Consider the following 12,845-nt stretch of genomic DNA (forward strand, 5'->3'; position numbering starts at 1 on the left):
AGTTATGGGCTACTCGGTTGGACTAGGTTCGACGCTTGAAGAACCTATCAGGGTCTAAAGGACATTGATCAAGAAGGCCTAACTTATCGAGCAACTCATCAGGGAGAAAGTTTGGGCCGTTCTCCCCTTCTTTGCCACACAGCAGGGTATGAACCCAGGGGTCATCCCGACTCACTTCTCGGAAGTATTTATCTGTAGGCTCGGTGCTGGGAGTCACTAGGCGAGACCCGAACAGGTCAGGTGGGAAAATCATCCGACCCACATCATAACCATAGTTCCGGTTAGGGGCTCGGTAGAAGGTAGTTTGACCACCGTCATTAGCGCTCCGGTAGGGACGGTTACCGCTTGTTAAGGGTGGTCCGAACTTGGTCAAGTGGGCACTATCCTGATTCAAAACTGACATCATTGGTCCGGTGGCGTATGCACTATGTTTGAACTGCATAAAAGAGCCACTGATATTGACCGTTCTGCCCTGCCACATTTCCAGGAAACGGGTAAAGTTATGCAAACCGCCATTGAGTTCAGTTTCATTACCATTGGTTTGCCTGATTGGAGAATCACCACTGGCAATAATCAGGTTAAAAGTAGTATTTGAGCGAGGCGTTTGTAGCCATCGTTCGTCGCTCGCGGAATCTACTGTATTAAGTTGCACCACAGGTTCCCACATGGGCTGTGCATAAAGTACATCATCAGGTACATCATCAGGACTGTCATTATCAGGTTCCCAACGAACCTTCGGCACATCACCGTCCATTTGAAAGCGCAGTGCGCCGGCTGCTAGTGTGGTCACCTTGTCAACAGGAGTTAGGATAATTGGATTCTCAGTCTCAGGATCTTCCTCTGGACACTTATCTTCTATGAACGAGTACGAGTATGCTTTTCCATCACTATCCAGACAAATTTCAGCATTCTGTAAGGGTGAATAGTCGTATTTGCCACCAACAACACCCAAGGGGATAGGATGACCTTCTTTATCTCGCACAAGTTTGTGTGTCCCATCACGAAGAAAAGCAATACGACGGGGATAGATGCGTTCCCATGATGGCAGTATTCTTTGTACAGTTGTTCCTACAGTGGGGGTGTCGTCGTTATTACTGTATATAAAGTTCTCGCCAATTTGATCCGATGCATACTCGTAACTCTCACCAGCTTCACTGACTACCCACTCCTCTGGATTACACATGGAAACTAGAGGTTTACGGCACATCTCCATCACATATTCAATGCCCAGAGTTTCGTTGCGAAGTTGAACAGGAGTGACAAAGTTGGTTAGATAGGAACTTCTTTCTTGGAAAGCACCATCCATCCACATTCCTACCCTGTTGTTGCCCCAAATGCTGGCACTGGTGACAAAGTTGTTGTCATAGAAGCCATTAAGCCTACGCACTGCCTCCAGAGTCAGGTCATTTGGTCCCACGTTATCCTTATCAATCTTACCATCTCCATCTAGATCAAAATCGAAGTGAGACTCATCAAATTGGGTAACACCTTGGCCAAAATCATAGCCATCTTGTAATCTGACTGGATCTAAGTGTCCGCGATCTCGATTTTCTCTATAATCAAAACTAAGAACCATGTTATTGCGGAGGTTGTAGTCGCCTTCGTTACGAAATCCCTCCCTAAAGGCATCAGAAAGTAGAGTTACCGCATCAGACAGAACCGTGGCGGGCCGCCATCGGTCTTCTGAGGGGTCAGCAAAGCGACTATCTGGAGTGCTACGAGTGTAGAAGTTACTCCAATTGGCGTTTAAAGGTTCGGTAAACTCCTCAAATTGGCGCAGGTTAAAATCACCTTTCACATACACAGGCAAATTACTAACCAGGATTAACCCTCTTTCTCGATCGCTTCCTTGTGGGCGGTCTAACCTTTGACCATTAATCAACATGATGCCGTTGGGGCGGCGGGTTTCGTCCACAACAAAGTCCACCGGACTGGTTATGCGATCGCGAGGAGTGCTATCATCTATCAGGGCATCATCACGGGTGGCGTAGATAATGCCACTGTAGGGCAATAAATACTCATTGCTACCGATCGCTTTTTTGCGTAACTTGTCTAAGTCAATCACCGTGGTGCGAATTTCCAGAGGTTGGCGGTCTTCTATGGCGCGATCATAATCGCCCTTACCATCAGGAAGGAAATCGTTATCATCCTCCAGGGATTTCACCTGGCGACCATCCAGTAAAGTTCTTTCATAAATCGTACCATGGTCAATAATATCTGGTCTGGGAGGCCCTGCCTCATCCGTCAGAATCTTAATCGCACATACAGCGGCATCAATAGCCGACTGATCCGCTAGAGTGCGGTCTTCAGGCAATTTCTCTATGGCTACACGCAGGGGTTCGTTCACCTCACGCCCATCAGGGAATTTTAGACTAGCTTGATATTCCAGCTTCTGTTCCAGAGCCGCCCCCGGAGTATCCTCACCCCCAGTACCCCCAGATTGTACATCATCATGGGGATTATGAGGGGTTGCGCTTGGGGTTAATCGACCGATATCCTCAATTTGAGCGGCATAGACTATGCCGTTCTCAGATTGACCTTGGGCACTACTATCCCAAGGCAAGCCACTTTTATTTTTACCAGTGTTGTCGGTAGAGCTTCTGTAGAAAGTGGGGTCGTAGTAACTACTGATACAGGCTATAGGCTCTTGGCGATCGCCCCGCTCCCAGGGAGTTTTTGTATAGTGATACACCACAGTAGCCCGCATTTGCAGGTCTCCCTTTTGATAGCCTTGATCAGGTTCATCTTCAGGGTCATCCCATCCCATCGGCATGGTATCCGGCCAAACCACATCCCTACCACCCTTGGGCCGAGGCAAAAACGATTCCTCGTCCGATTCCTCGTCCGATTCCTCGTCCGATTCCTCGTCCGATTCCTCGTCCCACCAGTAAATTCCCGCGCCAGTAACTACCCGCAGTCCTCCTATAAGGCGTTCCTCCTCTGTCGGCTCTCTGGCTGCTGCCCTTTCCCAAAAACCGTTGCGACCCGTATCCCCCAGGTCTGGCATATCAAACATTCGAGTCTGGCGGAAGCGAACTGATTCACCAGAAGGAGCTTGATGCCACTCCCTATCCTCGATAAATTGTGCTGTACCCTCTCCGTGAAACTTATTGTCACCCCTTCTATTACTGTCATACCATCTAGCAGGTAAACCATTGCCCACCAAAATGCGATCGCCAACCCTTGTTTCTCGTTGATTCTCTTTCACCATATCCGGGTGAGTAGCAGGTATATGTAATCTGTTGTTACCATCATTTCTCAGCTCTAAGCCGTTCAGAGGGACGGTGGGGATGGATTGAGTAGCATCCCCCCCTCTAATATTGTAGGGATAAATCCATTCATCTACCGGTCGCAGGTCATTGCCGGAACCTCGAGCCCGTTTATCATAAGTTTGATTGCATCCTTGGGGGTGGTCCCAGTCGGGGGCGGTGTAATCTTCTTGTTCCACATTAGGAACCCGACGGGTTCTAGCCCGGAAGTAGTTTTCTAGGGCTGTCTGCCTATCTGTTCCCTCCTCCACGGCTTCCTTAACTTCATCAGGGTCAGTATTAGGGGATTCACAGTTCTGCTGGAACACTAAGCCACTGATTCTCTCCGCATACTCCAATTGGTTAGTAGCCATCTGATTTGGAAAAGCATTCACCGGCTTATTAGCTCTTGTAAAATTCTCAACCGTATGTCCACCACGTCTGAATAGATGGACTCTGGCTTGCCCAGTAGAATCCTGGTTTAATGACGCTTGTCCGAAGCCAACATTTCCCCCCACTAAAATCTTGCTGTTTTCCATTTTATAAAAGCAAGATTCGGGGCTACTCACCTGATAATAGTTAATCCTTGCATTGTTGTCATTAACATGAACCAGGTTGCCATTGACCATAATCCGGCCATTCAACCTGAGTTCTAGACCAGGGGTAATGTCTAAATCTCCGTCGTAGACCACAGCATTAACAGTTATAGGCACAGCTCGTCTATCTTCCTGCATTTCCACCGCAGCAAAACCCCTACCACTGACGGGTATACTGGCAGAATAGATAAAAAACGGTTTTTGCAGCGAATCCCCAGCGGCAGTATCCCACCCCTCGCGATCTGAACCCGAACCAATATTCTCACATTCACGACGACTGCCTAAACTAGGCAGGGGATTGCCCCTGGCATCTATGGGAGTTCTGGGGCCTGGAGACCAATTTGGGGCGTTGTAGGGAGGATGGCGGAAGAAAATTCCGTAAATATTGTATCTATCTGCTTCGCCGTCACCATTGAAATCTTCTTCAAATCCCCAGGCAGTATCTATCCTTTCTGGATTTTCTATAACACGACCTTCAGGAGTCGTTATAGTAGGATCTATAGTGCCATTTTCGTTTATATCAAACTCTAGGGTCAGTCGTTCTTCATCCTTAAAGCTATAAAAGTCCGGTCTGTTCGGTTCTCTAGGTCTCCCCAACTCTCCCATTAATTCAGCTTCAGCAGGGGCTGCCCGTCCTATTCTTTCAAATGCCATATCCAGTTTGGCGCTGGCCCGTTCCAGGGCAGGTGTCGCCGCTAACAGCACTTCCTGGCTAACCCGCACATTTTGCGCTACCTGCGCCCGGTCTAAGGCTCGGAATGCGATCGCCACCGTTAACAGTACCACCACTAACATCACCATGGTTACTGTCGGCAACACAAAACCCTCTACTCGCTGGCGATCGCCCCTATTCATATTCAACCAATTTCCCAGGAGCGATCGCTTTAAGCCCCCGATAGCCCGGTTACCAAACTTCCGGATCTCTCCTAACCATAATCGAATAGGTAACTTAGGTTTTCTGTGATTATGCTGATTGTGCATAAGACGACTTCCTGACCTTAGAGTTTAACTGAATACACCGGCTGATAAATAATACGGCGAGATAAATATAAATACACTCATAGCTGTGGTATTATTACCCACAACTAGGCGACTAAGTACCCCGGTTATCCCCGCCAAGGGCAACTAGGGTACACCTTTTTCTATTATCACAAATCGACTGAGTTAATGGTGAGTTAGCGATCGCCTTTCTCCTGTGCGATCGATCACATTCACAAACTCGGTTCGAGGGTTATAGGCTTATGGAGCATTAGTCCTCACCTACATATTAGCATTCCCAACTCAACCTAAAAAACGATCACCTTTTTCTTTTCTCCACCTACCTCTAATGTTAACTTTTGTAACTAAATGTTAACTTTTGTTGCGAAAAAAATTTTTTCTGGGGGGGTTGCTTGCTTTTTCCGCCACCCCCTGCTATACTTTTAGATAATGGGAATAGTAACAATTTTACAATTTAGGCACAGATTTATATTATGTAACTGTTCATATATTATCACAAATTCCCAGAGCTTGTCAACCCCCTACCTATGAGAGTTAAAAAGTGGATAGACTGCTAATTGTATCCCAATTCATCGATCGCATGAATAATTATTTAGGGCGGGTGGTTTCCTGGTTAGCCCTAGTCATGATCGGAGTAGGAACCTGGAATGTAATTGGTAGGTATGTGGGTAGGGCGATCGGGCAAAATTTAAGTTCTAATGCACTCTTAGAAACCCAGTGGTATATTTTTGATATCATCTTTTTATTAGGTGCAGCCTATACCCTCAAACATCATGATCATGTAAGGGTTGATGTCATTCAAAGTCGGTTAAATGTTAAGCAAAAAGCCCTAGTTGACTTATTGGGAACCGCCTTATTTTTAATTCCCTTTTCCGTGATGATTATTTTCTACTCCTGGGGGGCTGTCTCCAACTCCTGGCTAATTCGGGAAGTCTCCCCCGACCCCGGCGGCTTACCCCGCTACCCAATTAAGGCGTTAATTATAGTTAGTTTTGTGTTATTAATTATTCAGGGCATCTCGGAAATTATCAAAAACTTGGCAATTATCCGAAATAATTAATAATTAATAATTAATAATTAATAATTAATAATTGGGTTCTACCCTAGAAACCCGGTTTCTTTGAGTCTGGGGTTAGAAACCCGGTTTCTTTGAGAAACCCGGTTTCTTGAAGTCTGGGGGAGAAACCGGGCTATAATTGGTAATTGATAATATTGGGATGGGGAAATATGAGCGATCGCACTATCACCCTGAAAGTTAACGGAGAGGCGCAAACTTGCGCCCCAGATACTAGCCTACCTAAATTTTTGGAAGATTTGGGGTTAAATCCCCGTTTGGTGGCGGTGGAGTATAATGGGGAAATTCTCCACCGACAGTTTTGGGAAACTACGACTATGGAAATGGGTGATATCCTGGAAATTGTCACCATTGTGGGTGGTGGCTAAACAGGGAGATCTTCACGGGGATTAAAAGTTTCGATTTCTCGGAGTTTTTCGTATAATTCCCTCTCCTGGGTGGTGATCTGTTTGGGGGCGACAATTTGAATTTCCACTAACTGATCACCGCGATCGCCATTTTCGTTAGGATAGCCTTTATTAGCTAGTCTCAGACATTGACCCGACACTACCCCCGCTGGGAGTTTAATTTTCACCCAACCGTCAAGAGTGGGAACCTCTATTTCTCCCCCTAGGGTGGCTTCGCTGGGAGTTACTGGAACCTCACAGATAATATTAGACTCTTCCAACCTGAAAAAGTCGTGAGGTTTTACCGTAATTTTCAGGTATAAATCCCCCCCTTGAATGCCCAAATTTTTGAGGCGAATACGTTGACCGGTAAACATTCCCGGCGGCATATTCACCTCAAGCGATCGCCCATCTTCTAGGCGGATACGTTCTGCTCCTCCAGTATAAGCCTTTTCCAGAGGTAAAGTCAAGCGCGCCTCAATATCCCGTCGATTTTCCCGAACCGGAACCCGGTGGATTACCCTAGTATTAGGGGATTTATAGGGGTCAGAAGAAGTGACGCGGGGTGTATCATTAGTAACGGTCCGCACTTCCCGCCGCCGTCCGATAAGTTGATCAATAAAACTATTAAAATCGGCATATTCCCCAAAATCGACCTCCGGTGTTTGAGTTTGGGTGCGACCATTAGCCACCCGACTTCCCCAGGTCTTAAAGCCGCTGACGGGGGATTTTTTGGCACTAGAAAAACCCTTTTGTTTCCAAAATTTGCTGTACTCATCATACTGCGATCGCTTTTCCATATCCGACAGAATATGATAAGCCTCACCAATATCCTTAAACTTCTCTTCTGCTTCCTTATCCCCCGGATTTAGGTCGGGATGATATTGTCTAGCCAAACGGCGATAGACCTTTTTTATCTCATCAGTAGAAGCATCTCTGGAAACCCCTAAAATCTGATAATAATTCCGAAAATTTTGCATAATTTAATCACAATATAAACTCATCAGTCACAGAATCCCAGAAAAGGGAGGAGGGAACCCCACCCCACAGCCTCCCCTGATTACTTACAGCCAGTCGTCATCATCATCATCCCAATTATTACTTTGGGGATAATATCTTTGACCAGGGCGACCAGTTCCCGTTCCCATGTTATTATCGTAACGGGGATAGCCGCGGCCAGCAGCGGGAGGCATATCATAGGGGTCACGGATACGGCGATCGCCACCGCCAAAAGTGCGACGAATCGATCCAAACAGATCATCATCATCATCTTGGGTAGCAAACACAGACACCTCGCGACTCAAATCATATAGCGCATCTTGCAGATCCGCCCCAATTTGATCAATACCGCGATCGTCATTTCTTTCCAGACTATCCCGCAGCGCCCTAATTAAAGTCTCAATACGACCCCGTTGACGTTGAGCAAACTGCATCCCATAATCTAGGGCAATCTCCCTTAACTGTCTTTCCGCTTGATAAGTCAAAGCCTGGGCGCGATTGCGTTTTTCCACCCTTTCCCGCAGTAGACGGTCTTGGTCTGCAAACTCTTCGGCTTCCCGAATCATCTGATTAACTTCCCCCTGAGACAGAGTAGAAGCACCCTGAATAGTAATGCTTTGTTCGCGACCAGTGGTTTTATCCAAAGCCGTCACCAGGAGGATACCATTAGCATCAACATCAAAAGCCACCTGTATTTGAGGGATACCCCTAGGGGCGGGTGGAATACCGGTCAGCTTAAACCGTCCCAAAGACTTATTATCCTTGGCTAACTCCCTTTCCCCCTGGAGGATATGAATTTCCACCAGAGTTTGATTATTCTCAGAGGTCGAGAAAATATCCGATCGCCTCACCGGGATAGTAGTATTGCGGGGTATGAGTTTTTTCATCACCCCCCCAATAGTTTCCAATCCCACCGATAGGGGTGTAACATCCAATAGCAGGATATCGCGCACTTCACCCGCCAAAATACCCGCTTGAATAGCAGCCCCCACGGCGACCACCTCATCAGGATTAACCCCCTGATTTGGTTCACGGTCAATCAGACTACGCACCAACTGCTGTACAATAGGCATCCGGCTGGCCCCTCCCACCAATACCACCTCATCGATTTGGGTAGGTGAAATTTGGGCATCCACCAAAGCCTGTTTAACCGGGCGGCGTAACCTTTGAATCAGATCAGCACATAATCCCTCAAACTCTCCCCGAGAAAGTCGAGTTTCTAGGTGTTTCGGTCCGTCTGCGTCCGCCGCAATAAAGGGTAAATTGATATCAGTTACCCCCACCCCAGATAGTTCTATTTTAGCCTTCTCCGCTGCTTCTGTGAGGCGCTGAAGGGCTTGGCGATCGCGTCTGAGATCCATTCCCTGTTCTTCCAGAAACTTCTCAGCTAACCAATCGACAATTTTTTGGTCAAAATCATTCCCCCCCAGTTGGGTATCCCCGCTAGTGGATTTAACCTCAAATACCCCATCTCCTACTTCCAGGACCGACACATCAAAAGTTCCCCCCCCTAGGTCAAACACCAGAATAGTGCCAAAATCCTGCTTTTGCAGTCCATAGGCGAGGGAAGCCGCCGTCGGTTCATTGAGAATCCGTTTTACCTCTAATCCGGCAATTTTCCCAGCGTCGCGGGTCGCCTGTCTTTGAGAATCATTAAAATAGGCGGGTACAGTAATTACCGCCCCAGTCACCTCCTCCCCTAGATATCGGCTGGCTTCTTCTGCTAATTTCCGCAGTACCATGGAGGAAATCTCTTCCGGTGCGAAATCTCGCTTTAGTCGAGGACATTTGAGGCGGATATTACCATTTTCCTCTCGACGCATAGTATAGGGAACCCGTTTTGATGCCGGGGTTAGGTCTGCATATCTTGACCCAATCAGTCGCTTGACGTTATAAAAGGTATTCTGAGGATTCAAAACAGCCTGCCGCCTAGCCATTTGTCCGACAATCCTTTCCCCCTCTTTAGTAAAGCCAACGACAGAGGGTGTTGTCCGCATCCCCTCAGAATTGGCAATCACGACGGGTTTACCGCCCTCCATGACCGCTACAACAGAGTTAGTTGTTCCCAGGTCAATGCCGACTACTCTACCCATTCGTTGGTGTTCTCCTTGTCTTGTTGGTGTGGCTAGTAGATCTTTTCTAATTTTATCGCTTCCCATCGTCGTCGCCCCAAATGGGGGAGATTCTAATTTTATCGACAGAATGTTACGAGATGTAACCTATAATGAGAACGAAATACAAGCAAGTGATTGAAAGGGTTGTCAATGCGAGTTGCGATCGCGGGAGCGGGTTTGGCTGGCCTAAGTTGTGCCAAATACCTAACCGATATGGGTTATACCCCCATTGTCTTGGAAAGACGAGATGTTCTCGGTGGCAAAGTGGCCGCTTGGAAAGATGAGGACGGGGATTGGTACGAAACTGGACTACATATCTTTTTTGGAGCCTATCCTAATATGCTCCAATTGTTCAAAGAGTTGGACATTGAGGATCGGTTGCAGTGGAAAGAACACACCATGATCTTTAACCAACCAGATCAGCCCGGAACCTACTCTCGGTTCGATTTTCCCGATATTCCAGCCCCCGTTAATGGCATAGTCGCTATTCTTCGCAATAATGATATGCTCACCTGGCCGGAAAAAATTAGGTTTGGCTTGGGACTAATTCCCGCCATGATTCAAGGCCAAAATTATGTCGAACAGATGGATAAATATTCCTTCTCGGAATGGCTTAAACAACAAAATGTTCCCCCAAGGGTGGAAACAGAGGTGTTTATTGCTATGTCTAAGGCTCTCAATTTTATCGGGCCAGAAGAAATATCCTCCACTGTCATTCTAACCGCCCTTAACCGCTTCCTCCAAGAAAAAAATGGCTCGAAAATGGCTTTTCTTGATGGGTCGCCAACGGAAAGATTGTGTCAGCCTCTGGTAGACTATATTACGGAACGAGGCGGACAGGTGCGATTAAATGCTCCGATTCAGGAGTTTTTAGTGGATGAGTCCGGCTGTGTTGAGGGGTTCCTGATTCCGGGGCGAAATGGTGCGCCGGAAGAAGTGCTAACGGCTGATGTCTATGTCTCGGCTATGCCTGTTGACCCGCTCAAGTTGATGTTGCCTAAACCTTGGCAGGAGCTTGATTATTTTAAGCAACTTCAGGGATTGGAAGGGGTTCCCGTGATTAATGTTCATTTGTGGTTCGATCGCAAGTTGACTGATATTGATCACCTGCTGTTTTCCCGATCACCTTTGCTCAGTGTCTATGCGGACATGAGCAATACCTGTAAGGAATATGCTAACCCCGATCGCTCAATGTTAGAGTTGGTTTTGGCTCCCGCTGCTGATTGGATTGGTAACTCAGATGCGGATATTGTGGCCGCTACTATGGCTGAACTGGAAAAGCTATTTCCTCAACATTTCCCATCACCTGCTAAGTTGCTCAAATATCATGTGGTGAAAACGCCGCGATCGGTTTATAAAGCTACTCCTGGCCGCCAGGCTTGCCGCCCAAGTCAAAAAACACCTATCCCTAATTTTTATCTGAGTGGGGATTACACCATGCAACGCTATCTCGCTAGTATGGAAGGTGCTGTGCTTTCTGGTAAGCTGACAGCACAGGCCATTCAACAAGACTTGAGGACTAGCCAAGTCCCCTAATCTCTTAAACGTCTCTAGGGTATTTCCCTAATGACGTTTTGCTAACTGCACAACCTATGGCTGATAGCTCAGGCTTGAAAAAAAACGAATGCTGCAACTCTCTAAATCCCCCTGCATGAGAACTCCGGCAACCCGGTCAGATTCCTATGAACTCTGTCGCCAAATTACCGCACAGTATGCTAAGACGTTTTACTTGGGTACTCAATTGATGCCACAAGCCAAGCGTCAGGCTATTTGGGCTATTTATGTTTGGTGTCGCCGCACCGATGAATTGGTAGATGGTCCGATGGCAAGTTCTACTACTCTGGAAACTCTCGACCGCTGGGAAGAACAACTAGAATTGATTTTCGCTGGACATCCTATTGATCCGGTTGATGTGGCTTTGGTTGATACCCTCGGTCGCTTTTCCCTCGATATTCAACCCTTCCGAGATATGATCGCCGGTCAACGTATGGACCTGTCCCGGAATCGCTACAACACCTTTGATGACTTGAATTTGTATTGCTATCGGGTGGCGGGGACGGTGGGGTTGATGTCTTTAGCGGTTATGGGTACCGCTCAACCTGATCTCAGTGTTCCCTGGAATCGTGACCAGTCTATTTATTATCCTAAAGAAGAGGCGATCGCTCTCGGTATTGCTAACCAGCTTACTAATATTCTCCGAGATGTGGGGGAAGATGCTCGACGGGGTAGGATTTATTTGCCTTTGGATGACCTGGCTCTGTTTAACTATACCGAAGCGGATTTATTTAATGGCATAGTAGATGAACGCTGGCGTGAGTTGATGCGCTTCCAAATACAGCGCGCTCGTAAGTTCTATACCCTCGCCGAAGAAGGTATCGCCGCCCTTCATCCTGATATCCGCTGGCCAGTTTGGACGGCCTTAATGCTCTATAGACAAATATTAGACGAAATTGAACGCAACGAATATGATGTCTTTAACCAACGTGCCTATGTCCCTACCTGGAAAAAAATGATGTGTCTCCCTGTGGCTCAGTTGAGGGCTAGGGTTCTTTGACCCCCCCCCTCCCCCTCCCCCCCCCGGCTCTCTCCCTCTGGGAAAGGGGGAGGGAGTTTAATTATCCATTGTCTATTGTCAATTTTCTATGATTGATTGAACCTAAAGAAAATAGGCAAATCACCAGGGACGACATTAAGGCGATCGTTACAATTAATGGTTCATTATCTTGAGCGATCGCGATCGCTATTAAAGCCCAAATTGTCACCAATAAATAGGCGGTTTCCTGGTGGCGAACCCTCATGATAATAGCAATAGTCGCAGCTACAATCATCATGATCGCCGTCCAGACTTGGGGAGGAATACCCCAGCCATTCCAGTTAATCGAAGTTAAGGCGATCGCTACATTTACTACCGTGGCTACACTAATCCAACTTAAATATACACTCAGCGGAATATTAATTAACCAAGATTCCCATTTGGGAACCCGCCGCCGACCTACATCTAATTTTACATAGGAATATATCAGCGATAATAAAATCGCTACCATGGCTAAAATTGACTGGGGAAATAACCCATATAAAAACAAGAATATCCAGATAATTTGTGCTATACTTGCGGAAACTAAACCGTAACCCATCTGGGCTAAACGGGGGTTATCTCGTTGGCTAGGGAGTAGCTGATAAATAGCCAACCCGAATAAACCTAAGTAGATTAACCCCCAAATAGAGAAGGCATAATTAGCCGGAATTATCTTGGTATTCACAAAAAAAGTATTGGAAATATCGCCGACAGTTAAACCATTAATCGGGGCAATATTAGTCCATATATTCACCCCAAAAGCCGCGATAATAGCCAGTAAAGTAGCCCAGCGCCGCCAGGTCTCACCCGCAGAAAATGCACCTTTTTTCATGTAATTAACCCTCAATATTTG

At 46.9% G+C, this 12,845-nt stretch carries 8 protein-coding genes; 4 read left to right on the plus strand and 4 right to left on the minus strand.

Going from position 1 to position 12,845, the window contains the following annotated elements:
• Window positions 1–22 precede the first annotated feature (22 nt).
• Window positions 23–4,825, minus strand: a complete 4,803-nt coding sequence (hpsA, locus tag ACTIE0_RS01710; protein WP_006670632.1) for a hormogonium polysaccharide biosynthesis protein HpsA — start codon at window positions 4,823–4,825, stop codon at window positions 23–25.
• 559 nt (window positions 4,826–5,384) lie between these two features.
• Between hpsA and ACTIE0_RS01715 the strand changes: the two genes are divergently transcribed.
• Both ACTIE0_RS01715 and thiS read left to right on the plus strand, forming a co-directional pair.
• Window positions 5,385–5,903 (plus strand): TRAP transporter small permease subunit, encoded by a 519-nt coding sequence (locus ACTIE0_RS01715; protein WP_006625409.1) that lies wholly within the window; start codon window positions 5,385–5,387, stop codon window positions 5,901–5,903.
• Window positions 5,904–6,070: 167 nt separating this feature from the next.
• On the plus strand, window positions 6,071–6,286 hold the full coding sequence (gene thiS, locus ACTIE0_RS01720) for a sulfur carrier protein ThiS (protein ID WP_006625407.1): 216 nt from the start codon (window positions 6,071–6,073) through the stop codon (window positions 6,284–6,286).
• Here thiS and ACTIE0_RS01725 read toward each other — a convergent pair.
• Window positions 6,283–7,284 carry a DnaJ C-terminal domain-containing protein gene (locus tag ACTIE0_RS01725; RefSeq protein WP_006625406.1) on the minus strand — a complete coding sequence of 334 codons (1,002 nt, stop codon included), beginning with the start codon at window positions 7,282–7,284 and terminating at the stop codon, window positions 6,283–6,285. The genes thiS and ACTIE0_RS01725 overlap by 4 nt on opposite strands.
• 84 nt (window positions 7,285–7,368) lie before the next feature.
• Window positions 7,369–9,396, minus strand: coding sequence for a molecular chaperone DnaK (gene dnaK / locus ACTIE0_RS01730; protein ID WP_039933833.1), 2,028 nt, complete (start codon window positions 9,394–9,396; stop codon window positions 7,369–7,371).
• A 171-nt stretch (window positions 9,397–9,567) separates the two neighbouring features.
• Here dnaK and pds point away from each other — a divergent pair, with 171 nt between their 5' ends.
• Window positions 9,568–10,953: a 15-cis-phytoene desaturase gene (pds, locus tag ACTIE0_RS01735; RefSeq protein WP_006625402.1), complete on the plus strand. Its 1,386-nt coding sequence runs from the start codon at window positions 9,568–9,570 to the stop codon at window positions 10,951–10,953.
• Between the two features lie 88 nt (window positions 10,954–11,041).
• The gene (crtB, locus tag ACTIE0_RS01740; protein WP_006625401.1) at window positions 11,042–11,971 is read left to right on the plus strand and encodes a 15-cis-phytoene synthase CrtB; all 930 of its coding nucleotides are present in this window, start codon (window positions 11,042–11,044) and stop codon (window positions 11,969–11,971) included.
• Window positions 11,972–12,032: 61 nt separating this feature from the next.
• Here the strand turns inward: crtB and ACTIE0_RS01745 are convergent, their stop codons facing one another.
• Complete coding sequence (locus tag ACTIE0_RS01745; protein ID WP_006625399.1) at window positions 12,033–12,824, minus strand: hypothetical protein; 792 nt, start codon at window positions 12,822–12,824, stop codon at window positions 12,033–12,035.
• Window positions 12,825–12,845: the final 21 nt, after the last annotated feature.

The organism is Limnospira sp., from assembly GCF_051859755.1.
In the GTDB taxonomy this organism is placed as follows: Bacteria; Cyanobacteriota; Cyanobacteriia; order Cyanobacteriales; family Microcoleaceae; genus Limnospira; species Limnospira fusiformis.

Excerpts from the sequence above, each read along its gene's own strand:
- hpsA (WP_006670632.1), bottom strand. The coding sequence starts at position 4,825 with ATGCACAATCAGCATAATCACAGAAAACCTAAGTTACCTATTCGATTA.
- thiS (WP_006625407.1), top strand. The coding sequence starts at position 6,071 with ATGAGCGATCGCACTATCACCCTGAAAGTTAACGGAGAGGCGCAAACT.
- ACTIE0_RS01725 (WP_006625406.1), bottom strand. The coding sequence starts at position 7,284 with ATGCAAAATTTTCGGAATTATTATCAGATTTTAGGGGTTTCCAGAGAT.
- dnaK (WP_039933833.1), bottom strand. The coding sequence starts at position 9,396 with ATGGGTAGAGTAGTCGGCATTGACCTGGGAACAACTAACTCTGTTGTA.
- pds (WP_006625402.1), top strand. The coding sequence starts at position 9,568 with ATGCGAGTTGCGATCGCGGGAGCGGGTTTGGCTGGCCTAAGTTGTGCC.
- crtB (WP_006625401.1), top strand. The coding sequence starts at position 11,042 with ATGCTGCAACTCTCTAAATCCCCCTGCATGAGAACTCCGGCAACCCGG.
- ACTIE0_RS01745 (WP_006625399.1), bottom strand. The coding sequence starts at position 12,824 with ATGAAAAAAGGTGCATTTTCTGCGGGTGAGACCTGGCGGCGCTGGGCT.